The 23,643-nt window shown below is 55.4% G+C and carries 24 protein-coding genes and 1 tRNA gene; 13 read left to right on the plus strand and 12 right to left on the minus strand.

Annotated elements, in window-relative coordinates; all coding sequences use genetic code 11:
• Positions 1-11: 11 nt before the first annotated feature.
• From ACX1CU_RS10290 to ACX1CU_RS10325, 8 genes are all read right to left on the minus strand, one after another.
• Positions 12-1,205: an ABC transporter substrate-binding protein gene (locus ACX1CU_RS10290; protein ID WP_459402455.1), complete on the minus strand. Its 1,194-nt coding sequence runs from the start codon at positions 1,203-1,205 to the stop codon at positions 12-14.
• Positions 1,202-2,242, minus strand: coding sequence for a CobW family GTP-binding protein (locus ACX1CU_RS10295; protein WP_459402456.1), 1,041 nt, complete (start codon positions 2,240-2,242; stop codon positions 1,202-1,204). Before ACX1CU_RS10295 ends, ACX1CU_RS10290 begins: the two co-directional genes overlap by 4 nt.
• On the minus strand, positions 2,239-2,550 hold the full coding sequence (locus tag ACX1CU_RS10300) for a hypothetical protein (protein WP_459402457.1): 312 nt from the start codon (positions 2,548-2,550) through the stop codon (positions 2,239-2,241). Before ACX1CU_RS10300 ends, ACX1CU_RS10295 begins: the two co-directional genes overlap by 4 nt.
• Before the next feature lie 14 nt (positions 2,551-2,564).
• Positions 2,565-3,311 (minus strand): SDR family NAD(P)-dependent oxidoreductase, encoded by a 747-nt coding sequence (locus ACX1CU_RS10305; RefSeq protein ID WP_459402458.1) that lies wholly within the window; start codon positions 3,309-3,311, stop codon positions 2,565-2,567.
• Positions 3,312-3,331: 20 nt separating this feature from the next.
• Positions 3,332-4,108, minus strand: coding sequence for an SDR family NAD(P)-dependent oxidoreductase (locus ACX1CU_RS10310; protein ID WP_459402459.1), 777 nt, complete (start codon positions 4,106-4,108; stop codon positions 3,332-3,334).
• Between the two features lie 49 nt (positions 4,109-4,157).
• The gene (locus ACX1CU_RS10315) at positions 4,158-5,498 is read right to left on the minus strand and encodes an MFS transporter (RefSeq protein WP_459402460.1); all 1,341 of its coding nucleotides are present in this window, start codon (positions 5,496-5,498) and stop codon (positions 4,158-4,160) included.
• Between the two features lie 145 nt (positions 5,499-5,643).
• Positions 5,644-6,525 (minus strand): polysaccharide deacetylase family protein, encoded by an 882-nt coding sequence (locus ACX1CU_RS10320; protein WP_459402461.1) that lies wholly within the window; start codon positions 6,523-6,525, stop codon positions 5,644-5,646.
• A 96-nt stretch (positions 6,526-6,621) separates the two neighbouring features.
• Complete coding sequence (locus tag ACX1CU_RS10325) at positions 6,622-8,010, minus strand: amidase (RefSeq protein ID WP_459402462.1); 1,389 nt, start codon at positions 8,008-8,010, stop codon at positions 6,622-6,624.
• A 356-nt stretch (positions 8,011-8,366) separates the two neighbouring features.
• Between ACX1CU_RS10325 and ACX1CU_RS10330 the strand changes: the two genes are divergently transcribed.
• The 9 genes from ACX1CU_RS10330 to ACX1CU_RS10370 all read left to right on the plus strand — a co-directional run bounded on the left by ACX1CU_RS10330 (position 8,367) and on the right by ACX1CU_RS10370 (position 17,053).
• Complete coding sequence (locus ACX1CU_RS10330; RefSeq protein ID WP_459402463.1) at positions 8,367-9,377, plus strand: GntR family transcriptional regulator; 1,011 nt, start codon at positions 8,367-8,369, stop codon at positions 9,375-9,377.
• Between the two features lie 102 nt (positions 9,378-9,479).
• Positions 9,480-10,385, plus strand: a complete 906-nt coding sequence (gene yhfZ, locus ACX1CU_RS10335) for a GntR family transcriptional regulator YhfZ (RefSeq protein ID WP_459402464.1) — start codon at positions 9,480-9,482, stop codon at positions 10,383-10,385.
• 9 nt (positions 10,386-10,394) lie between these two features.
• Positions 10,395-10,754: a PRD domain-containing protein gene (locus tag ACX1CU_RS10340; protein WP_459402465.1), complete on the plus strand. Its 360-nt coding sequence runs from the start codon at positions 10,395-10,397 to the stop codon at positions 10,752-10,754.
• A gap of 75 nt (positions 10,755-10,829) precedes the next feature.
• Positions 10,830-12,005 carry a YhfX family PLP-dependent enzyme gene (locus ACX1CU_RS10345; protein ID WP_459402466.1) on the plus strand — a complete coding sequence of 392 codons (1,176 nt, stop codon included), beginning with the start codon at positions 10,830-10,832 and terminating at the stop codon, positions 12,003-12,005.
• Positions 11,998-13,233 (plus strand): phosphopentomutase, encoded by a 1,236-nt coding sequence (locus ACX1CU_RS10350; protein ID WP_459402467.1) that lies wholly within the window; start codon positions 11,998-12,000, stop codon positions 13,231-13,233. Before ACX1CU_RS10345 ends, ACX1CU_RS10350 begins: the two co-directional genes overlap by 8 nt.
• Complete coding sequence (locus tag ACX1CU_RS10355) at positions 13,230-14,132, plus strand: phosphotriesterase-related protein (RefSeq protein WP_459402468.1); 903 nt, start codon at positions 13,230-13,232, stop codon at positions 14,130-14,132. Before ACX1CU_RS10350 ends, ACX1CU_RS10355 begins: the two co-directional genes overlap by 4 nt.
• 78 nt (positions 14,133-14,210) lie before the next feature.
• Entirely contained in the window at positions 14,211-14,573 is a 363-nt protein-coding gene (locus ACX1CU_RS10360; protein ID WP_459402469.1) for a DUF2620 domain-containing protein, read from the plus strand.
• A 10-nt stretch (positions 14,574-14,583) separates the two neighbouring features.
• On the plus strand, positions 14,584-15,933 hold the full coding sequence (locus ACX1CU_RS10365; protein WP_459402470.1) for a YhfT family protein: 1,350 nt from the start codon (positions 14,584-14,586) through the stop codon (positions 15,931-15,933).
• 22 nt (positions 15,934-15,955) lie between these two features.
• On the plus strand, positions 15,956-17,053 hold the full coding sequence (locus ACX1CU_RS10370) for an aminotransferase class V-fold PLP-dependent enzyme (RefSeq protein WP_459402773.1): 1,098 nt from the start codon (positions 15,956-15,958) through the stop codon (positions 17,051-17,053).
• 65 nt (positions 17,054-17,118) lie between these two features.
• On the opposite strand, the gene ACX1CU_RS10375 is transcribed toward ACX1CU_RS10370, so the two are convergent.
• Positions 17,119-17,208, minus strand: a tRNA-Ser gene (locus tag ACX1CU_RS10375).
• Between the two features lie 216 nt (positions 17,209-17,424).
• Between ACX1CU_RS10375 and ghrA the strand changes: the two genes are divergently transcribed.
• The 3 genes from ghrA (at position 17,425) to ACX1CU_RS10390 (ending at position 19,822) form a co-directional block, all read left to right on the plus strand.
• Entirely contained in the window at positions 17,425-18,366 is a 942-nt protein-coding gene (ghrA, locus tag ACX1CU_RS10380; protein WP_459402471.1) for a glyoxylate/hydroxypyruvate reductase GhrA, read from the plus strand.
• A 98-nt stretch (positions 18,367-18,464) separates the two neighbouring features.
• On the plus strand, positions 18,465-19,202 hold the full coding sequence (locus ACX1CU_RS10385; protein ID WP_459402472.1) for a PHP domain-containing protein: 738 nt from the start codon (positions 18,465-18,467) through the stop codon (positions 19,200-19,202).
• A 41-nt stretch (positions 19,203-19,243) separates the two neighbouring features.
• Entirely contained in the window at positions 19,244-19,822 is a 579-nt protein-coding gene (locus ACX1CU_RS10390) for a TorD/DmsD family molecular chaperone (protein ID WP_459402473.1), read from the plus strand.
• Positions 19,823-19,865: 43 nt separating this feature from the next.
• Here ACX1CU_RS10390 and ACX1CU_RS10395 read toward each other — a convergent pair whose 3' ends face one another.
• The 3 genes from ACX1CU_RS10395 to mdtH all read right to left on the minus strand — a co-directional run bounded on the left by ACX1CU_RS10395 (position 19,866) and on the right by mdtH (position 22,704).
• The gene (locus ACX1CU_RS10395; protein ID WP_459402474.1) at positions 19,866-20,429 is read right to left on the minus strand and encodes a lipoprotein; all 564 of its coding nucleotides are present in this window, start codon (positions 20,427-20,429) and stop codon (positions 19,866-19,868) included.
• Positions 20,430-20,621: 192 nt separating this feature from the next.
• Entirely contained in the window at positions 20,622-21,269 is a 648-nt protein-coding gene (gene grxB / locus ACX1CU_RS10400; RefSeq protein ID WP_459402475.1) for a glutaredoxin 2, read from the minus strand.
• Between the two features lie 226 nt (positions 21,270-21,495).
• The gene (gene mdtH / locus ACX1CU_RS10405; protein WP_459402476.1) at positions 21,496-22,704 is read right to left on the minus strand and encodes a multidrug efflux MFS transporter MdtH; all 1,209 of its coding nucleotides are present in this window, start codon (positions 22,702-22,704) and stop codon (positions 21,496-21,498) included.
• A 345-nt stretch (positions 22,705-23,049) separates the two neighbouring features.
• On the opposite strand from mdtH, the gene rimJ reads away from it, so the two are divergent.
• Complete coding sequence (gene rimJ, locus ACX1CU_RS10410; protein ID WP_459402774.1) at positions 23,050-23,637, plus strand: ribosomal protein S5-alanine N-acetyltransferase; 588 nt, start codon at positions 23,050-23,052, stop codon at positions 23,635-23,637.
• Positions 23,638-23,643: the final 6 nt, after the last annotated feature.

Raw genomic sequence — 23,643 nt, forward strand, 5'->3', positions numbered from 1 at the left:
CATAAATCGCCTTAGGCCCGCAGAAAATCGTGCCAGCGGCGCACCAGATAATTATGTTCGTCCATCACGGAGTTCCAAACCGCGATATGGCTCATCCGCTGCTCATAGCTGCCACCATCGCGGGTTTCACCTTGTGGGATCAGCGGGTTGCCATAGGCATCCGGCAGATCTTCGCTGGCGGCTTTCCCCGCATACCAGTAGTCCCATTCGGCTGGCGACAGGTAAGGGCGGCTGCGCTGTGGGTTGGAAATATAGTAGCCCTGTTTTGCCATCATGGCGCCTGGCCAGCCGGATTGCCACCAGTTGAGGTAGGCATAGGCGGCATCCAGCGTTTTACCGCTGGCGCAGCGAGATAAAGACAGCCCGCCATACCAGGCACGGTAACCCTCGCGCGGGGTAGCCAATTTATAACCCTTCTGTTGGTAATGATGGCGGAAATAGGTGGGTGCCCACAGGCTCTGAATGCTGACGCGTGGATCGTCGATCAATCTATAGGCTTCATCCTGGCTGGCCCAGAACGCGGCAAAATGCCCTTGGCGTTGCAGAGCTGAGAGCTCGTTGGTCAAGTGATCAATCTCTTCCAGATTCAGATTACCGACGTTGGCAAAGCGCATTAGCCCGGCCCCTTGCGCCGCCAGTGCCGCATCCAATCCCCCCATGGCAGCATCGTTTTGCAGAGCCACTTGCCCGCTAAAGCCGGGGTGCAACAGCCAGCTCCAGCTCTCTTCCTGATCGTGTAAGACCTGGGGTAAACGCGCGGTATGGTAGGCAAAACTGTCGGCGTTATGCGTCAACGGCAACATACTGATGTGGTCGGTGGGTTGACTGCTCAGGCTGTGATCGTGCTGAACATACAGGCGTTCTACCGGTACGCTGCCGTCGCCCAATCTGCCGCCGGGGAACAGCGTGCCAAACTTGGGCAGATCGTTAATCTCATCCCAATAGCTCAGCCGTTTGATATCCAACGGCTGAATCGCCTGTGCTGGCCAGACGAAATCCACGTTGTGAAACCACTGATCGTAAAGATCGTAACGCTCAGGGTGCATCACGGCAATACGCTGTGCATCCTGCACATCGCAGATCTGGTATTCGATACGCAACCCCAGGTCTTGCTCTGCACGCTGGCGCAGAAGCTCCAGCAGAGTGACCGAGGTGCCCAAGACTCGCAGGGTGATCGGGTTTACAGCGGTAGCGCTTGATTTCATGGCGTTCTTGCTCCGGCAGCGGTGGTTTCTGTCGTGTAAGGTTGCAGAAAATGGCTAAAGGCATTTTGCAGGCATGAAGCGGTAATACCACGCATGATAAACACTAATTGCGATTGTCGCCGCATTTCTGGCCAGGCCGAAAGATGAATCGGGGGATGCAGGCTGTGTTGCACCCCGTGGATCACCACCGGGGTGGCGCTTTCGGCCACGTTTAACAGCCCTTTGATGCGCAGTATAGACTGGCCATGGCAATGCAGCAGCATGGAGAGCCAGACGGCGAAAGCTGACCAGTTAATCTGCTGGTCAAACGTGATAACGCAGGTGGTGGTGGCCGGATGTTCCGCGTGGGTGGCGGGTGCCTTCATCGGCAACGCTATTTCCCCCAGCCAGCGCCGGAAGCGTTGCGGAGCCTGCGGATTAAATGGGGTAGCGAACAGGCTGAGATCGCCATCGGCCAGTTCCCGGCTATAGGCGATCTGCGCCAGCGGATTCAACCGTTGCAGATAATCCCGCAGCGCGGGCAATTCCTCCGGCGGAACGCGATCGGTTTTACTCAGCAGCAGCCAGTCAGCCGCGGTGACCTGTGCTAACCATTCCGGCTGCTGTTCTGCCTGCTGCCAACCATGTTCGCTATCGACCAGCGTGACCAGCATCCCCTGAGAAAAGTGGTGCTGAAGCTGTCGATCGTGTAGCAGGGTGGCGAGAATAGGGGCCGGATCTGCCAGCCCGGTGGTTTCCAGAATCACCTTGCTGAACGGCGGAAGCTGGCCGCGTTGGCGGCGCTCATACAAATCCAGCAGGGCCTGCTTCAGCTCACCGCGAATGGCGCAGCACAGGCAGCCCCCCGGCAGCAGGACAATATCGGGCGCCACTTCGTTCAGCAGCAGGTGATCGATACCCACTTCGCCGAACTCATTAACCAGCAGCGCCACATCGTGCAAGTCCGGCCCGGCCAGTAAACGCTTCAGCAGCGTGGTTTTGCCGCTGCCGAGAAAGCCGCTCAGAACGTGTACTGGCAATTTACCGTCTTGGGTCATGGTGCCTCCGCAAGTTTCAGGGCGGCGAGATAGGCCGGGTCCAGAGGATCGATCGGATGCTTCAGCAAGCGTTCTGCCTCAACCCACAGTTGCTCCAGGCGGGTGATCACCTGTTGCTGACCGGTAGGGCTCGCCAGCAGCCATGCGCTGCCGTGCACGTCACTCAGTTTCAATCTGAACGGTGCCAGGGCACGGTTTAACACTGCGAGCTGTTGCAGCCGTAGCTGGCGCACTGGCAGGGACTGTTGCTGTAGCGGATCGCTCCACTGCGGCGCATCATTTAATAATCCACAAAGTCCGCACATCATCTGTGCTCCTCAGGTTAGGGCATGACATCACCGGAGTTCGGGCCCAGCGTCTGGCCCACGTACAGGTTGCCGCCCGGTTCACTGGCCAGCAGCAACGCCGTGGGGGCGATCTCGTCGGCATCGCCAAAGCGGCCGAGCGGCAGTTCAGCGGCTTTGGCAGCCTTCCAGGCGCTGCTGATCCCGACGACCAGCGGCGTCTCGATCGGCCCTGGGGCAATGGCGTTCACCAGCACGTTGTGGCTGGCGACTTCCAGCGCCAGTGATTTGGTAAAGCCGATCACGCCCGCTTTGGCCGCTGCGTAGTGGCAAAGCTCGGCACCGCCTTTGATCCCCAGCTGCGAGGCAATATTAATGATGCGCCCCCAGCGTTGTTGCAGCATGTAAGGTAAGGCGCATTGTGCTGCGATAAAGACGCTGCGCAGGTCAACCGCCATCATCTCATCCCACATTTCCAGCGTCAGTTCGGTGCAGCGCGCCTGTGTCAGCATACCGGCATTATTCACCAGAATATCGATGCCACCCAGCAGATGTACACATTCATCCACGCCGCGCTGGGCACCGGCAGGGTCGCCAACGTCAGCGACTACCCCATAGCAGGTTGCGCCCAGCGAGCGGCAGTGGCTGACCATGGCCTCCAGCCCGCTGGCGTTATGGTCGCTGAGCACCAAAGCGCTGCCTTCGGCAGCAAACAGGCGGGCAATGGCGGCACCAATGCCGCTGGCTGCGCCGGTGATCAGCGTTCGACGATGTTGCAGTAACATTTTTGGCTCCCTCATCACGGTTAATCAGGCCAGCGGACGGTCAACCCGCCGTCGATAATCAGGCTCTGGCCGGTAATGTAAGAGGCATCCTCGCTGCAAAGAAAACGGATCAGTCTGGCCACTTCTTCAGGCCGCCCGACTCGCCCTAACGGAATGCTGCGTGCGGCTTTGGCTAACCCCTCCGGGCCCAGTGAGTTCTGCTTGTCCAGCGATTGCGGGGTTTCGATCAGGCCGGGGATCACCGCATTACAGCGAATGCCGCGTGGTGCCAGTTCAACCGCCATGGAGCGGCAGATGCCGGGAACCCCAGCTTTGGCGGCGGCGTAGTGGGCATGATCCTGCCAGCCATAGACGCCCCCGGCGATCGAAGAGATCGCCACCATGCTGCCGGCCCCTGGCATATGGTTGGACGCGGCGCGGAACAGCCGCATCACGCCGCTTAAATCCACATTGAGCATTTCATTCCATTGATCATCGCTCATCTCGCCGATCGGCGATCGGCGCAGTAAACCGGCGTTGGCCACGGCGTAATCGATGCAACCAAAGTGTTCGGCTGCGCGCTGGGTGAAAGCATTCACCGACGGGGTTGAGGTGACATCCAGCTCTAACCACAGCGCCTCACCGCCAATGGCTGCGACCTGAGCGGCGGCTTGCCGATAATCATGCGGATCCTGAGGGAAATAGCCTGCGGCGACGCGCACGCCACAGCGGGCGAACTCCAGCGCTAAGGCTAGGCCGATACCGCTGGCCGCACCGCTGATCAGTGCCACCGGGCGTGAGGTTGCATGTTCAATCATGATTAACTCCTTATCCATAAAGTAGGGGGAGCCAACTCCCCCGTGTGAACTATTTCACGCTGTGGGGGGCCACATGGCGGGCAAACAGCATAATGATGCCCGAGGCAAAGCAGGGGAGTGCGCCGAAGAACAGCGCGGCGCTCTGCCAGTTGCCGCCGTTGCTGAGAATGGTGGTGCTGCCAATCCCGGCAATAATGGCGCCAACCGGCCCCATGGCACCGATCAAGGCACCGGCGGTGGCGCGGATAGCGGTCGGGAAGCTTTCACTGATAAAAAACAGGGCGGCGGCATAGGGCCCAATCAGGAAGAACAGGCCAACGCTGTACAGGATGACAATGATGGCGAAATTGCTCGGGCAAAACAGCATAGCGGCAAAGGCCAGGCCACCCAGTATCCAGCCGACGGCAATGGTGTTGCGCCTGCCGAAGCGATCCCCCAGCCAGCCGTGCACCAGATAGCCGCAGTAACCAACCAGGTTGGACAGCACCAGAATCAACAGCGAGTTGGCAAAAGAGACGTTGTGAACTTTGGTGATCACCGTGGTGCCAAGCACGCTGAAAATCTGAATGGCAAACCAGTTGATCAGCACCGCACAGCCCAGCACCAAGGTGGCGCGTAGCGAAGTACCGCGAAACGTCGCCGCCAGACCGGCACTCTGATGATCGCCGTAATCGATATGGTAATCCTCCGCCACCTGCCGGGCTTTATCCGCCTGATTGGCGTTACGCAGCCAGTGAATATGCTGGTGGATTTGAAACTGTGGGGTTTCTTTCAGCTTTAGCGCCAGCAAGGCGATGATAAATGAAGGGATGGCGGCAAAGATAAAGCTGCCCTGCCAGCCGATAAGCGGCATCAACAGCGCGGTCAGCGCCGAGGCGACTAACGCGCCGACCGGCCAGCCCCCCTGCACCAGGCTGTAGATAAAGCCTTTGCGCCGGTTCAGCTTTGGGTCGTTGATGGCGGCATACAGCTCGGTGAGATAGGTCGCGTTCACGGTCTGCTCGGCATAACCTAACCCGGCCACCGAACGGATGCCGATCAAGGCTCCTTTGCCCCAGGCTCCCCCTACGGCGGTCAACAGCGAACAGACAGCGGCACCGGTGACGGTCACGATGATGCCGAGCCTGCGGCCCAGCCTGTCCACCAGCGGGCCGACGGCCAGGGCGACAACGGCACCGCCAACCGCTACCCAGGTTGCCAGCTTGGCCTGTTCAACTTCATTCCAGTTGAAATGATTACCGATCTCCGGCAGCAACGTGCCGAACAGAATAAAGTCGTAGACGGCGAATACCCAGGCGAAGAATGCAATCCAGGTGGCGAATTTGACATCCTTCAGGGTTAATTGCTGTGGCTGCCAGCCATCGACCGTGGTTTTTTTATAGATGCTCATGTTTGCTGTCACTCATTCAATAGGAAAACCAGGATTTAATGCCGGTCAGGTAAGCGTAAAACTGCATCGTTATGCAGCAATTGCTGGCGTTGTAGCCCCTCTCCCTGAGGGAGAGGGAACTTACTGACAAGCATTAGCGTCAGGATTAGACTTTGCGCGGCACGCGGCGCAGGTAGTCGTCAGCAATTTCATCAAAGGTCACGAAGCGCACGCCCTGATGGCTTTGGATGTGTTTGATCAACCGTTCCAGCATCAGTAACACCTGCGGGCGGCCGGACACGTCGGGATGGATGGTCATGGTAAACACCGCGTAGTCATTCTCGCGGTACACCCAGTCAAACTGATCGCGCCACATCTCCTCCAGATGACGAGGGTTGACGAAGCCGTGGCTGTTAGGGGATTTTTTGATGAACATCATCGGCGGCAGATCGTCCAGGTACCAGTTGGCCGGGATCTCCACCAGATCGGTTTCCTCGCCGCGCTGCAACGGTTTCATCCAACTGTCGGGGTGTTTGCTGTAGTCAATGCGGGTCCAGCTGTCGCCAACGCGCACATAGTAAGGATGGAAATCGTTGTGCATCAGGCTGTGGTCATACTTGATGCCTTTCTTCAGCAGCAGCTCGTTAGTGACGTTGCTGAACTCCCACCAGGGGGCGACATAACCGGTTGGGCGCTTACCCGCTAACTCGGTCACCAAATCGATGCAGCGATCCAGAATGGCTTCTTCCTGCGCTGGCGTCATGGCGATTGGGTTCTCATGGCTGTAGCCATGCACGCCAATTTCGTGCCCGGCGGCGGCCACCGCCTGCATTTGCTCTGGGAAGGTTTCGATTGAGTGGCCTGGAATAAACCAGGTGGTGCGCAGGTTATGATCGGCAAACAGCTTCAGCAGCCGTGGCGCGCCGACTTCACCGGCGAACAGACCGCGTGAAATATCATCCGGTGAGTCTTCACCGCCGTAGGATCCTAACCAGCCAGCAACGGCATCCACATCGACACCAAACGCACAGAGTATTTCTTTAGCCATGATAATTGCTCCTAGGTTTGCGAGTTATCGCAGGTAAACCGGTGGCCAGATGGCCTGCCGGGGTGGTCAGGTGGCGATCAGGCAAGGAGTGCCACCTTATTCTTGTCGGGCCATGTGTTGTTCTATGTTGAGCGCCAGGCTCAGCAGGCGTTGATCGTCCCCGTTGGGCAACGACAGCAGTAGGCTGGTGGCTAATCCGTTAGCATCCTGGCCGGTTGGCAGCGTGATGCCGGGCATATCCAGCAGGCTGCCCGGCATGGTCAGGCGTAAGGTCGCCAGATTGGTTTGAGCGAACAGTTCGGCATCGTTTTCCAGCGGTGCCAGCGCAGGGGCGACGTGTGCGACGGTCGGAGTAACCAGCAGCGCGCCGTTCAGCTCGGTGCGCATTTGCTGCTGCCAGCCTGCGCGTTGTTGTAAAAAGCGCGGCAATAGATCGGCAGGTAACGCCTTGGCGGCCATCAGGCGGGTACGGACGCGGGTGTCCATTTGTGCCGCCTGCGGGCTTTCAAGCAACGTGTGGTGCAAGGTTAAGGCTTCAACGGCACCCGGCCAGCCCTGTTGGGCTATCCATTGCAGGCTGTGGTGCAATGCGGCTACAGGACGCCGGTCGATCAGCACGCCCGCGGCAGTGAGCTGGCTCAGCATATTCAGCAGATTTTGCCGCACGCTAGGTTCAACGCGATCGTCGTTGAGGATCTCCTCATCAACCCGCAGCACCAGGCCGCGCAGTGTTACAGCGGTTGGCGTTGAGGAAGCGCCGGTCAGCAGTTGATCCAGCGTGACAGCATCACGCACGCTGTGGCAGAGAGGGCCGATGGTGTCCAGGCTCTGTGCCAGGGGAAACACTCCGTGGCGGCTGTAACGCTGGCGGCTGCTGCGATAACCGACCAAACCGTTGAACGCTGCCGGGATGCGGATGGAACCAGCGGTATCGGTACCCAAGGCGATAGGCACGACGCCGCGCGCGACGGCGCAGGCCGAGCCGCTGGAGGAACCGCCCGGTGCGTGCGCTACGCTGTGACGATCGTAAATTGCCGGAGTAGCGAAATGTGGGTTAAGGCCCAGCCCGGAATAGGCGAACTCGCTGAGGTTGGTTTTCCCCAGGCTGACCATTCCGGCTGCCTGTAGCCGGGCTACGAGTGCGGCATCCAGCGTGGCCAATGGGGCGTTAAGGCGAGTCGCGGAACCGGCAGTGGTGAGCGAACCGGCCAGATCAAACAGATCTTTCCAAGCGATAGGTATGCCATCCAGCGGGCTTAACGGGGCTCCGCATTGCCAGCGCCGTGTCGCTTCAGCCGCTTCACGGCGTGCTCGCTCGGAGGTTAGGCTGATAAAAACCTCAGGCATCGACTCTGCCAGAGTTAATGCTTGCTCAGTCAGTTCGCTTGGGGTGAAGGTTCCCTGGTGGAAGCGTTCGGCAAAATAGCGGGCATCGCGAATGTTGCCATCGTGATTACCAGAGGTTTTCAACAGTTTGTTGTCCATAGCACCTCTAAAATGTATTTTTTATTGAAATATACATTTTAAACTAGCAACAGAGATACCAACTTTCCAACCCTGTAGGTTATTTTTTATGCTGTTATGTGATCGATATGCTTATTAAATGTTAAATAAAGGAGGGGTTAAATCAAAATTATGTGACTTGTATAAAGAAAATGGCGTAGGAATAACCCGATAAAATGAATTTTATCTAAAATAATTCATTAGTGGGCAGGGGAATGACAACTTGCACCACTGAAGGGCAAAGTGGCGAGCACGGGTGGTGGCTGCATCAACTTAGCTGCCGCGATGTGTAATAATAGCCTTCATTCAGCTGAGAACGGTTGCAGAGTTACATGCAGATGGAAAAAACGATCGCGGATAAGAACAGCGGCGAAATGCGCGTTGGTGCGCGTTATGAAATGATCAGGCAGGTACTGGAAGACGCGATCCAATCTGGTGCAGTCCCTACGGGGTTAGTGTTGCTGGAGGGGCCACTGGCGGAGGTTTTTGGTACCAGCCGGGTGCCGGTTCGTCGGGCACTAGGGCTGCTGCATGAAAAAGGGGTGATTGCGCGTTTTGAAGGGCGCGGTTTCATCGTTGCCGCCGAAGGGCAAGACGTAGAACCGCAGCGTTTACCTCTCAACCGTTCCGTGTTGGGCTTGCGCCAGCGTGAAGAACTGGTGGATACGCGCAGTGCCGGTGAGAAGGTGCTTGGCTATTTGCAGGAGGCGCTTTCTACCTGCATGGTATTTGGTCACTATCAGGTCAATGAAGGCGCAGCCGCAGAATTTCACAACGTGAGCCGCAATATTATCCGTGAATCACTGATGCGCCTGCGCGATCGCGGCCTGGTGGAAAAAGAGTCCTATGCCCAGTGGCTGGTGGGGCCGTTGACCGCGCGTGAAATTGCCGATCATTATGAAATCCGCGCCAGCCTGGAACCGGTTGCTCTGCGTAAAGCCGCACCTTATCTGCCTCGCCAATTGTTGTTGGACAGCCTGGAACGGCTGATGCAGTTGGAAAATAGCGGTTTTTCACTGGCTGCCCTGGAGCAGGCGGAAGAAGATCTGCATATCCATTGCCTGGAGCCATCGGGTAATAAAGCCATGCAGGCCGTGCTGCGACAAAGCCAGTCTCCTCTTATCGTCACGCGGATTTTCTACGATATGTTGGGGGTTAAAGTGGATGAAATGATGCTGAATGAGCACCGCCTGGTGTTGCAGATGCTGCTGCAAGGGGCTTATGACTCTGCGGCATTTGGCTTACGGGATCATCTCAACCGTTCCCAAGCCCGTACGCTGCAACGGCTGAAAGTCATTTCGGTACTGCCTGAACCTGAACTGCCCCCCTATTTATTGCGTTTGAGCTGACAAACGACGTAGATGTGACACCTCTCTAGTTTTTACTTTTCTTGCGTTGATCTTTATATTCATTTTTATGAATATAAAACCAATGAAGCGACGAAGCGCAAAATGAACCATAAATTTATAAAAAAAGAGGGGATTGCTCAATCGTTTTTGGCCCGCTATCTGCTGACAGAGCAGATAGGCAGTAGGCTGAAAACCATTGATGCCCTGGCGAAAGAGAGTGGTTTATCCGTGGGGTTGATGCAGGGGGCGTTAAAAAGCCTTGAGCAGACGGGCGCTATTGACGTAGATCGCCGTGGGCGTAATGGCAGTTTTATCATCGCCGCCGACCATAAGGCACTACTCAAACACGCCAATATCGGCAATGTGGTTTGCGCGATGCCGCTGCCTTATACCCGGATTTATGAAGGGCTGGCCAGCGGACTAAAAGCTCAGTTTGTGGAGATTCCCTTTTATTTTGCCCATATGCGGGGATCGGATATCCGGATTGAGTGCTTGCTGAATGGCCTCTACGATCTGGCAGTGACATCAAGACTGGCGGCTGAAAGTTACGTGCAGCAGCACCAGGTGCAGATCGCGCTGTCGCTTGGGGAGCACAGCTACACCGAGCAGCACCGGCTGATTTATCGTCTTGGTGAACGGGATCGCATACGCAAAGTGGGGATAGACAGCGCCTCTGCGGATCAGAAAATCATGACTTCTGTCTTTTTTGCCGGGCAGGAAATCGCCTTGGTTGAGATCTCTTACCATGAATGCCTGAAACAGATTATCTGCGGTGACATTGATGCAGCCATCTGGAACGTGAGCGATGATGAAGAATTGGCCCGCCTGGGGTTGATGACAGAATCCCTCAGCGGCGATGATTGTTTTATCAGTGCGTCGGAGGCGGTGATCCTGACTCGTCACCATGATGCACAGGCACAGCAGTTGTTACATACCATGGTGGATCGTCAGGGCCTGTTGCTCCACCAGCAACGCGTTGTTGCCGGTGAGATAAGGCCGGTTTATTGAGGGATGAATATGGAACAAAGATTGCACCTGCTCTGCCAAGGCGGCGTGATTGATAGCGAAGTGCGTGATGGCATGCTGAGAGTGCTTGATGCGTTGGATAACCGCTGGTCAATTCCGGTGCGTAATGAGCAAGGCGTGATGGCGTTGACCCATATGGCCAGTGCTCTGATGCGCTCAAAGCAGAATATCGTTATCCAAGCCTTGGATGAAGAGCTACAACGCGAGGTCTGCGAGGCAGACATTTATCCGCAACTTTTGCAGATTCATCAGGATCTGTTGCAGGTATCTGGCCATCAAACCCATCCCAATGAAGAAGGGTACCTGCTGGCTAATCTCTATAGTTTGCTACAGAGACAAAGCCAGCACTGATGCGTTATTTCATGGCTTAAATATTCATATTACTGAAGATATAAAGATCTTCGTCAGGGCGGCAGAAGAGAAGATATGTTTATTAACGCATTGCAAAAGCAAAACCCCAAGATGATTGGTGTCGCCAGGGATCTATGGGCCCAAGGGCTTATCCTGCCTGATACCTATATTATTGATGTTGATAGGGTTATTTCCAATGCCCGCCTGCTGTTGCAGGTCGCCCGGGCATGCGGTATTGAGCTCTACCTGATGACCAAGCAGATTGGCCGTAACCCTTGGCTGGCGGAGCGCTTGGTTACGCTGGGTTACCGTGGCGTGGTGGCAGTGGATTTTCGCGAGGCTCAGAGCCTTGCCGCAGCCGGGATCCCGCTGTGCCACGTCGGGCATCTTGTCCAGATCCCGGATAAATTGATCCCGCAGATAGTGGCGCAGCGGCCAGAGGTCATTACCGTTTTCTCACTGGAGAAAGCCGCAAAAATTGCTGAACATGCGCAGCGGTTAGGCTACGTGCAACCGGTCATGCTGAAAGTGTTTGCGCCAGGCGATTTGCTCTATCCCGGGCAAGAGGCCGGTTTTGTACTGGATCAACTGCCAGAGATTGCGGCGAAAATCGCTGCCATGCCGGGGCTGTTGTTACAAGGATTGACCCATTTCCCCTGCTTGCTGTGGGATCCTCAACGGCAGCAAACCTTACCGACGCACAATCTACAGACGTTACAGCAGGCCAGCCAACAGTTAAGGCAACGCGGTTGGGAGATCCGGCAAATCAATGCTCCTTCTGCGGCCAGTTGTACCACGCTGCCGCTGCTGGCGCAGCATGGCGCTACCCATACTGAACCTGGTCATGCTCTGAGCGGCACCATGCCAGCCAATATCGAGGGTGACCAGCCGGAGCAGATTGCCATGCTCTATCTCACCGAGGTTTCCCATCATTTCGCCGGTAACAGCTATTGCTATGGTGGCGGTTATTATCGCCGGGGCCATGTCCTTCATGCGCTGGTTGCCGCAGAGAAGGGGGGGCCACTGTTGACTGCAAACGTTCAGCCGCAGAATGAATCCAGTATCGATTATCACATTGGTTTGCACGGGATATATCCCGTGGGTAGCCCGGTGTTCATGTGCTTTCGCACCCAGATTTTTGTTACCCGCAGCGATGTAGCACTGGTATCCGGCATTGCCACCGGTAAACCCAGGCTGGAAGGGATTTATGACAGCCAGGGCCGTGTGAAAAAAGGGGGCTGCAATGGCTAAGTTTCTGGTACTGGTGATCGACAGTTTTGGCGTTGGTGCTATGGATGACGTTGCGCAGAAGCGGCCTCAGGACCTGGGGGCTAATACCTGCGGCCATATTTTGCAGGCTTACCCTGAAGTACGTCTACCGGCGCTGGAACGGCTTGGGCTGATTAATGCCTTGGGGTTTCAAGCCAATATTATGAAACCTTCGGCCAGCGCGGTGTTTGGCACCGTCAACCTCCAGCATGAAGGTGGCGATACCTTTATGGGGCACCAGGAAATCATGGGCACCCAGCCACAAACGCCGGTGTGTATTCCCTTTTCATCGGTGATTGATGAGGTGGAGGCGGCCTTGAAACGGGCGGGCTACCCAGTGGTGCGCATGGGGGACGGTTTGCAATACCTGTGGGTGAATGATGCGGTCGCGGCGGGGGACAATATTGAGGCCGATCTGGGGCTGGTATTTAACGTTACCGCCAATCTGACGCAGATCTCCTTCGACGAGGTCAAGAAAATTGGCCGCATCGTGCGCGAGCAGGTCAAGGTGGCCCGAGTGATCGCCTTTGGTGGGTTGATTGGCGATAGCCAGCGTATTCACCAAGCGGCAGAGAGTCGGCAGGATAAGTACATCGGCATTAACGCTCCGGCCTCTGGAGCCTATGAAAACGGCTTTCAGGTGCAGCACATGGGGTATGGCGTGAATGCCGCCGTACAGGTGCCACAGCAGTTGCATCAGGTGGGCATCAGCACGGTCCTGATCGGCAAAGTTGCCGATATTGTGGAGAACCCGCATGGCACCAGCTACCAGGATTTGGTGGATAGCCAGACTATTTTGGATATCACCTTAACCGAACTGCAAAAGCCGGGGGACAGTTTCATCTGCACCAATATTCAGGAGACCGATCTTGCCGGCCACGCCCAGAGTACGGAGCGTTATCTCGATCGTCTGCAACTGGTGGATCGTAACCTGGAGAAAATATTACGCAGTTTGGCTGCGGAGGATTGCCTGATCGTCACCGCCGATCACGGCAATGACCCGACGATTGGCCACAGCAAGCACACGCGGGAAAAGGTACCGCTACTGGTTTATCTCCCAGGCGCGCCAACCGGTGACTTGGGCTTACGTAGCACGCTGTCGGATATCGGTGCCACCGTATGCGATTTCTTTCACGCCCCTGCACCGCAGAATGGCCGTTCATTTCTACCCCTAATCAGGCCGCATAACCCGTATTGGAGCACGCTATGACAAGCGCGAAACCGCTTACCCGCTGGATTGATGACTCAGGTTACACCTATGTGCATGAGCATCTGCATGTTGATCTCTCCGGGGGGAAAAACGATATCGACTGCAAGTTGGATCAATATGATCTGATCTGCCAGGAAATGCGTGAACTGTTCGCGCTTGGGGTGCGCAACATTGTGGAGATGACCAACCGCTATATGGGGCGCAATGCCGAATTTTTGCAGGCGCTGATGCGCGATAGCGGGATGAACATCATCGCCTCCACCGGTTATTACCAGCAGGCATTCTATCCCGCCCACCTTGCCCTGCTCAGCGAAGCCCAAATTGCGGCGGAGATGTGCAGCGAAATTGAACAAGGCATTGATGGCACGACGATGAAAGCCGGGGTGATTGCCGAGATTGGCTCCAGCCGCGGGAAAATCACTGACGATGAGCGGCGGGTATTTGCCGCTGCCGCTTTGGCCCATCAGCGCACCGGCAGGCCGATATCGACCCATACCACCCTCAGCACCATGGGCTATGAACAGCTACGGCTTTTGCAAAGTTTTGGCGTGCCTGCGGAGCAGATTGTGATTGGGCATTGCGATCTTACCGACAACCTCGACACCATTTTGCCGATCCTGGATCAGGGCGCTTGGGTGCAGTTCGATACCATCGGCAAAAACAACTATTACCCCGACAGTAAACGGGTTGCCATGTTGAAAGCGATTGCTGAGCGCAAGCAGCTTGGGCAGGTGATGCTCTCAATGGATATTACCCGGCGCTCCCATTTAAAAGCCAACGGCGGGATCGGTTTTGCCTATTTGTTGCACACCTTCGTGCCGATGTTGCTTGAGGCCGGTCTGTCTCAACGCGATGTGGATCTGATGCTGCGCGATAACCCTGCTCGATTTTTCAACTGATACCTACCCAGCGTTATGCAAGCCGTAACGAACATTTTTTAGGACACTGCTAGTTAACTGAATAAAAAGGATAAAAAGATGAAATTTGTTATTGGTGGCCAGATCGAAAAAGAAAAAATTGCCGACGCCGTGCGCCGCCTGGCCGGTGAGAAAGCAACGTCTATCAGCATTATGAATGATATCGAAGCCGCGATGAGCATCAAAAGCGGCCAGGCAGATATCTATCTGGGTGCCTGCAATACCGGCGGTGGCGGCGCGCTTGCCATGGCGATCGCCATTATCGGTATGGATAAATGCGCCACCGTGGGTATGCCTGGCAAGATCCTGTCCGATGACGAGATCGCCGCCTGCATCAAAGCGGGCAAGATCGCCTTTGGTTTTACGGGGCAAGATATTGATGTGGTGGTACCGGTGATCATTAACACGTTGTTCTCTCTGTGAGGCTGTTGCCATGGAACACTCATTCTTAATGCGATTGCTTGAGATCGACCCCACGAAGGCGGGGTTATTAGCACTGATCGGGGCTATTTCCGCCATGATGGCTAACCGAGGGATTGCGGTCTTTCATGACGGGTTACGCCCGCTGATGCCTGAATATCTGGAAGGGCGCATGAGCCGCAAGGCACTTGGCGCAACCAGCTTCGCTCTGAGTTTCGGGTTGATTATCGGCTTCGGGCTGCCTTTTTCCCTCACTGCGCCGATTATTCTGGTGCACAGTTTATTGCTCGGCACCGACGTGATTGGCGTTTGGAGTGCCGACAGCCGCAAGGGGCTGGTGCTGTCTGGTGTGATCGGCGCGCTGTATGCGATCGCCCTGCTAACCGGACTGCGTTCGGTAGTCGAGCTGTTCAGCCATATGCCGGTGAACTTTATGAGTAATTTGGGGAAAGTGGGCGATCCTATTGTGGCTTGCTTTGCTCTCTTCCCGGCCATTGTTGTGGGCTATCAATATGGTTACCGCAAAGGGATCTGGGTGCTGGTGGCAACGCTAATGGGGTATCTCGCCACCCAGGCTGTCGGCAACCTCAGCTTTGGTGGTTTGCTCGCCACACCAGTCAAACTTGATCCCAATGGCAGTGCGCTGTTGCTTTCCATGATCGCCATGTTCTACTTTGCCATGAAAGAGCGACCGGCACCGTCAACCAACGGCCAGCAACCGGGGGCGAATGAAATGCTGGTGGGGCTGTTTTCCAGCCGTATCGAGCGTATCCAGAAGAATAAATGGTTGCTGGTGTTAAGCGGCGGGCTGACGGCGGTTGCGGCAACCATGTCTTTTAGTCTGTTGGCAGAAGGCCCGGTCTCACTGCAACTGATGGCCCATGGTGAACAAACCAGTGCCATGCTGGTAGCGCTGGCGCGCGCCATCAGCTTTGTGCCATTGGTCGGTATGACGGCCATTGCGACCGGTGTTTACAGCCCGGACGGCATGAAGTTTGTGTTCGTTGCCGGCCTAGCCACCAATAATCCGTGGATAGCCTTTATCGCGGGCTGCGTCATTATGCTGATGGAGATCCAGTTACTAACCAAAATCGCCATCGGGTTGGATAAATACCCTGGCGTCAAAGCCTGTGGTGACCACATTCGTACCGCGATCACCCGGATGCTGGAAGTGTCGCTGCTGGTCGGGGGAATGATCGCCTCGAACGCTATTTTGCCGGGAATGGGCTTTATGGTGGTGGCGGGGCTCTACCTGCTCAACCGCACGTCGAAACGACCACTGGTTGAGATGGCTATCGGCCCGATCGCTACTATTGTGGTGGGGATATTGGCCAATATTATTCAGATTGTCGGCATTGGCTGATACCGCTGTGGGGTGAACCATGATCAGAACTTTTCCACTTGCCAGCATGGATATGGCGCAGGCCCAGCAGGCTCAATTCCGGCTGGTGGATACTATCTGCCGTCATTTCCCTGGCGCTGAGTTTTTGACTCAGGGGGATTTGGGGCTTGCACCGGGGCTTAATCAGCCCCGAATTACCCGGCAGGTTGAGGCGGTTATCGCTCAGTTTTTTTCCGCCGAAGCGGCGGCGCTGGTGAGTGGTGCCGGGACGGGGGCGATCCGCTGTGGGCTGGCTGCGTTGCTCAAATGCGGCGATAGCCTGTTGATCCACGATGCGCCGATCTATCCCACCAGCAAGGTGATTGCTGAACAAATGGGATTACGATTGATTCGTGCAGATTTCAATCAGCCGGAACAGATTGCCCAAGCGGTGCGTGAGCACCGTCCAGTGGCGGCATTGGTGCAACACACCCGCCAGAAAATTGATGATAGCTATGATTTGGGCGCGGTTATCCACCAGTTGAACCAACTGGCCATTCCGTCGCTAGTCGATGATAACTACGCGGTGATGAAAGTAGCGAAGATAGGCTGTGAGCAGGGGGCAACATTATCAACCTTCTCCAGCTTTAAGCTGTTTGGCCCGGAGGGCGTTGGCGTGGTATTAGGCAAGCAGCAGGCAATCAGCGCCATTCGCAGCAGCATGTATTCTGGCGGTAGTCAGATCCAGGGTTTTCAGGCGATGGAGGTATTGCGCGGCCTGACGTTTGCGCCGGTCATGCACGCGGTTCAGGCGCGAGTGAATGAAGAGTTGGTGCGCCGCTTGAATCAGGGCGAGATAGCGCATATAAAGCAGGTGTTGCTGGCCAATGCGCAATCCAAAGTGCTGCTGGTGGAGTTTCATCAACCGATCGCTGAGGCGGTGTTGTTGCAGGCGCAGGCATTGGGGGCATTGCCTTATCCGGTTGGCGCTGAATCCAAGTATGAGATCCCACCGCTGTTTTACCGCGTTTCCGGCACCTTCCGTCAGGCGGACCCCAGCCTGGAGCAGCGTATGATCAGGATAAACCCTAATCGCAGCGGTGCGGACAGCATTATCCGCATACTGCGTGAAAGCTGTCAGGCGGTTAGCGCGGGCCGGTAGCTCAGGGGGCGGGGAATATAAAAGCAAAAAAGCCTGAACGTGAATTCAGGCTTTCTCTTTGAATATGGCGGTGAGGGAGGGGTTCGAACCCTCGATACACTTACGCGTATACACACTTTCCAGGCGTGCTCCTTCAGCCACTCAGACACCTCACCATATTGTTATCGGCAACGCTTTGCGCTGGCGATGGGCGCTAATGTAGGAGAATCTATTCCCAGCGTCAATACTCTTCTTACATCGCCGAGCGCGTTTAGTTAAACTTGCAGCAATCTGCTGATTTGACGAACGATCATCTGTAATTTAGCCCGCCCAACAGAGCGCAGGGTTCTCTCTGGATGAGAAAATAAACAGCAATAATCAAGGGACAGGCAATGAATATTATCTTTTACCATCCATTCTTCGCGGCTGAAGATTGGCTGGCGGGAATGGCGCAGCGCTTACCGCAGGCTAACATTCGGGCCTGGCAGCCAGGAGATAACGCTCAGGCAGATTACGCGCTGGTATGGCGGCCGCCGTATGAGATGCTGGCCAACCGCCGCGATCTGAAAGGCGTATTCGCCTTGGGAGCGGGGGTTGATGCCATCCTTGAGCAGGAACGCCAGCACCCTGGCACCTTGCCAACCGGCGTGCCACTGATGCGGTTGGAAGACAGCGGTATGGCCCAGCAGATGCAGGAATATGCGCTGGCTGGCGTATTGCGCTATTTCCGCCGTTTCGATGAGTATCAGGTGCAGCAACAGCAGCAACGCTGGTTGCCACTGGCACCCCATCAGCAGAGTGATTTCACTATCGGCATTCTCGGTGCGGGTGTGCTGGGTAAAAGCGTGGCGCAAAAACTGGCCGAGTTTGGTTTTAACGTGCGTTGCTGGAGCCGTAGCGCCAAGCAGATTCACGGCGTGCAGAGCTTTGCTGGCAACGCGCAACAGGCCGCGTTTCTGCATGACACGCGCTTGCTGATCAATCTGTTGCCCAATACGCCGGAAACTGCCGGGATCCTCAACCGCCAACTGTTTGCCCAGCTTGCACCGAAGGCTTACTTGCTCAACCTGGCCCGCGGTGCGCATCTGGTGGAAGACGATCTGCTACAGGCGCTTGGGCAAGGGCAAATCGCTGCGGCAACGCTCGATGTGTTCGCCAACGAACCTTTGCCGCAGGCGCATCCGTTCTGGCGTCATCCGCGAGTCACTATCACCCCGCATATTTCTGCCATTACTTTACCCGAGCAGGCAATGGACCAAATTGCTGCTAATATTCTGGCGCTTGAAGCGGGTAAGGCACCCACCGGCCTGGTGGATATCCAGCTCGGCTATTGATGACGCAGCACTGCTGATGGCAGCGTTAACTGCTATCATGAAACATGTCGGCTTACCGTGCCTCATATGGCATGGGTAGGCACATAAAAGGAGAAATAATGTACCCCGTTGATTTACATATGCATACCGTCGCCAGTACTCATGCTTACAGTACTCTGCACGACTATATTGCAGAGGCGAAACAAAAAGGCATCACGCTGTTTGCCATCACCGACCATGGGCCGGATATGGCCGATGCCCCCCATTACTGGCACTTTATGAATATGCGAGTCTGGCCACGTCTGGTAGATGGGGTCGGTATCCTGCGAGGCATTGAAGCCAATATCAAAAATCTGGCGGGTGATATCGACTGCACTGGCCCGATGCTTAATGAGACCGATCTGATCATCGCCGGTTTCCATGAGCCGGTATTTGCCCCACAGGGCAAGGCCGCCAATACCGAGGCCATGATTGCCGCTATGGCGCAGGGGGATGTGCACATCATCAGCCATCCTGGTAACCCTAAATATCCTATCGATATTGCTGCGGTGGCTGCTGCTGCGGCGAAGTATCAGGTGGCGTTGGAGCTGAATAACTCCTCGTTCACCCATTCGCGTAAGGGCAGCGAGGCCAACTGCCGGGCAGTGGCGGCGGCGGTGCGTGATGCCGGGGGCTGGCTGGCGCTGGGTTCTGACTCACATATTGCTTTCTCCCTTGGCAATTTGGAGCACTGTGAACGCATTATCAAAGAGGTGGATTTCCCACCGGAGCGTATTTTGAATGTGTCACCGCGTCGCTTGCTGAATTTTCTTGAGCAGCGTGGCAAGCCGGCGATTGCGGAACTGGCCGATCTGTGACATCGTCACGGCAAATTTTCCGTATTGAATAGGGCTTGATTATGAATGAGTTTTCCGTTGTCTGCCGGGTGCTGGGGACGCTGTTTTACCGCCAGCCGCAGGATCCGTTGTTGGTGCCGCTGTTTACCCTGATCAAAGAGGGCAAGCTCCAGCAGCATTGGCCGCTGGAGCAGGACGAACTGCTGGCGCGCTTGCAGCAGCAGTGTGAGGCTCATCTGCTGGCCGCTGATTTCAACGCGATGTTTGTCGGCAGTGAGTGCAGTGTACCGCCGTTCCGTTCTGCCTACGTTGAAGGGAGCACCGAAGCTGAAGTGCGCGTTTTCCTGCAACAGCGCGGGATGCCGCTGGGTGAAGCGCCAGCCGATCATTTCGGTTCGTTGCTGCTGGCGGCCTCATGGCTGGAAGATCAGTCGCAGGAGGATGAAGCTCAGGCACAAATCACCTTGTTTGATGAATTCCTGCTGCCATGGTGTGGGCGTTTTCTGGGCAAGGTTGAAGCTCACGCCACCAGCGGTTTCTACCGTACTCTGGCATTGATTACCCGTGATGCCATTGCGGCGATGCGTGATGAGTTGGCGGAGTATGAGCAGGAAGAAGCCGGGCCGGACGCAGAAGAGTAAGTTTTAGAGGGCGCAGTCAATGTTAAGACTGCGCCCAACAAGATCAGTCGGTGAACGGGATCACCAATTGGCCGGGCTTTACTTCCAACCCTTTTGCCAGTTTGCGCGCCAGCGCTTCTGTTTTACTGTTATCCGGGTTCAGGACATAAACCGGTTGCTGCTCGAAATAGGCTTTCAGCGATTGATTCAGATAAGGCGTTAGCGCTTTCATCACCGTATCCATTTTCTCCGGCTGAACCTTATAGTCCACCAGTTCCATTTCCCTCAGGAAGATAGCGCCTTTTTCGCGGTCATAAACCGGCTGCGCCTTCAGCGTCAGTTGCAGTTCGGCGGCCTGCGGGCCAAGAATCGAGGTGATATCGACTTTGGCATTGCCAGAGAGCATCACTTTGCCCGGCTCACTGCGGCCAATCTGGCTTTGCAACTGCGTTAAAACGATATTGGCATCGACCAACCCAGGCACACCGATCTGTTTCTGATAATCGTTGTGCTTTTGCAGATAATCATTCACTTCTTGTTCACTGACGCTGTATTGAGTCAGTTGGTTACAACCGGCAAGCATACCGGCAAATATCAGGGCAGTAACGCCCAGCAGGATCTTCTTCATTCGTGCCTCGTAAAACTGCTAACGGAAATGCTACAGATAATAATGATAAACAACTGGCTACCAGCAAAGAAATGTTTGCTCAGGCGGCAGGATAGCAGATGATGCGGCAGAAAGGGCGGGTGACCTATCGGATAACGCTGAAACCTGGCGCAAAAAGGCATGCCAAAAATGCTGGCATGCCTGAGAGATGGGCTACTGTTCCATATCGAGCAACAGCGGGATATCACAGCGCTGCGCCATACGGTTACGATAAGCCTCGACGTTGTCTGGCAATGTGACGCCAGCGACGATCGACAGCGAACGCAACAGCGGGAACAGGTGGATATCATCGGTAGAGAGAGTGCCATTAACCGCGTCAGGCGACTGGATCAGCGTAGCAAGCTTTTCCAGATCGCTTTCCAACTGAGCAATTAAATCCGCGCTGTCTGCCAGATGGGTGGCGAAATCGCCTATCGCTGCCTGTTTTTTATCGCTGAAATAACGGCGCGCATTGTCAGTGGCGAACTCTTCGAAATCGGCATTGGCAAAACGCGGCAGCAACAGTTTGCCGGTATAGCTGTTGGCCTGCTGCAACCAGTCGGCAATCGCCGGGTTGGTCTTGCCGGTCAGCAGCGGTTTCCCCTCAAGGTTATCGACGTAATGCACAATATCCATGCTTTCTGGCATATAGCTTCCGTCGTCCTTTTGCAGGATTGGCGCCATTTTCTTGCCGATCATGCTGATGGGCGTAGCTTCGTCATCGCTGAGCAGGGTAACCAGACGTACTGATAGATTTTTCAGGCCGAAGATCATGCGGGCCTTCACGCAGAATGGGCAATGATCATAAATAAACAGTTTCATGCTTGCTCCCGTTATCAGGTTTTAACAGCAATAGTTATCACAGCCTAGGTAGGCTGCCGCGCAAAGTTCTTGTTATATACCCTTCATACTTCAAGGTGCTTGGGTGTTGGCTGCGCTCTGTCGCCTACAAGCAACTCGAATTATTTTGGGTAAATAATGCATTGATATGCACTTTCTTGCGCTCATTTTTGCACTACCAGGACAGCCGCCACTGTTGAGTTATGAGTTAGCCCTCATTCACGCTGGGTGCCGGAGCAATGGCGCGCGGGTTGAACTGCCAGTATAAGGCAAACAGCGTGATGAATCCCACCAACCCCAGAAGGAACCAGGGTAATTCCGGTCTGCCAAGTGCATGGCCGGTATCATACATCCAGCCACCGCCGGTATAACCCAGCGCACCGCCCAAAGCCAGACCTAAGCGGCTGAAACCCATATAGCTGCCACGCGCCCGTGGATCGGCCAGCGAAGCGCTCAGGGTTTCACGCGCGGGTTCGGCAATGATCGAGCCCAGATAGAAACAGCAAATCAGGGTAAATACCGCCTGCAAACTGGTTGCCAGGCCTACCGGTATCAGGCTGAGGGTCATCAGCAACAAACCGGCCATCAGGCGCTGTTCCAACCGGAAGTGTTTTTCGCTCCAGCGCGCCAAAGGATAAAGCAGCGACAGCGACAGCGCCGCTTCAATGGCATACATCCATTTCACCGCCGCCGGTGAACCGGCAATTTCATTCACGATGATTGGCAGCATCAGCATAACCTGCACCGACAGCATGTAATAACCGGTCAGGGTCAGTACATAGGTCAGGAAACGGCGGTCACGCAACACGCGCATCATGCCTTCTTTCATCGGCGCACGAACGGTGGAGATGCGATAGGCGGGCAGTAACCAGGCGTTCCAACCGGCGGCCAGCACGAAAATCCCGGCGCCGGTCCAGCAGACAAAGTGGAAATCGTATTGCAGCAACCAACTGCCGATCAGCGCGCCGACCACCGCACCGGCGCTGTCTTGCATCATCAGCAGGGAATAGAAACGGCTACGTTCGTGCGGACGGGTTAATTTGATCACCAGTGCGGTACGCGGCGGATCGAACAGCGTGCCGCCAATCGCCGAAAGCGCACAGGAAAACCACAGCAGCCAGGGCTGATCCGCCATCGCCATGGTGGCAAAGCCCGCGGCGCGCAACAGCATACCGGTGACAATCATCGGTTTGGCACCGAAACGATCGGCAATAGCACCGCCAAAAATCCCCAGCCCTTGTTGCACCAGTTGGCGCAGGCCCAGCGCGATGCCCACCACCACGGCTGCCCAGCCAAGCTGATCGACAAAGCGGATGGAAATCAGTGGGAAGACCACAAAAAAGCCTAAAACCACTAACAGATTATCAAACAATAAGAAATATTTACCCAAGCTCCGAGCTTGCGATACCAGAGACATGCTTCACCACGAGCAATTAAGAGGAGAAAACTACAACTCATTCATTCTCCGCTCAATATTCCCATTCTGATAGAGGGTGAATAGATAATATTTTTTTATCGTCAATACGTTACGTGCGTGGCAAAACTGGCCAAAAAAACGGACAAAATGGTTGATTGCTTATTTACTGAACGACAGGGGTTTTACCTGTGGGGCAGGCTACGGTTATATTAAACGGGGGCAAGTGCGGTTCTGCGTTGGCTGTTGAACATTAATGGCACCGGCGGTGAAGACAATAACGGTAATAATTCAGACGCTCACCCAATCAATACTTCTTATCGAACCGTCCTGACCGCGGGGGAAATGATGTTTGGCTATCGCTCTGCATCACCAAAAGTACGCCTTACCACTGACCGGCTGGTCGTCCGACTCGTTCATGAGCGTGATGCCTATCGCCTGGCTGAATACTATGCTGCCAACCGGGTGTTCCTCAAACCTTGGGAACCGCTGCGGGATGAAAGCCACTGCTATCCTTCCGGCTGGCAGGCGCGGTTAAGCATGATTACCGAATTGCAAAAGCAGGGCAGCGCCTACTATTTTATTCTGCTGGATCCTGAGGAACATGAAGTGCGCGGCGTGGCCAACTTCAGCAATGTGCTGCGCGGTTCGTTCCACGCCTGTTTTCTGGGGTATTCCCTGGGGGAAAAGTGGCAAGGGCAAGGGCTGATGTATGAAGCGCTGCAATCTGCCATCCGTTATATGCTGCGTCAGCAGCGGATGCACCGCATCATGGCCAACTATATGCCGCATAACCAACGCAGCGGTGCGCTGCTTGCCCGGCTCGGTTTTGAACGCGAAGGTTATGCTAAAGATTATCTGCTGATCGACGGAAAATGGCAGGATCACGTTCTCACCGCATTAACCAATAAAGAATGGCTACCATCGCCACACTGAGGCCAT

This window comes from Serratia sp. D1N4 (assembly GCF_054552755.1).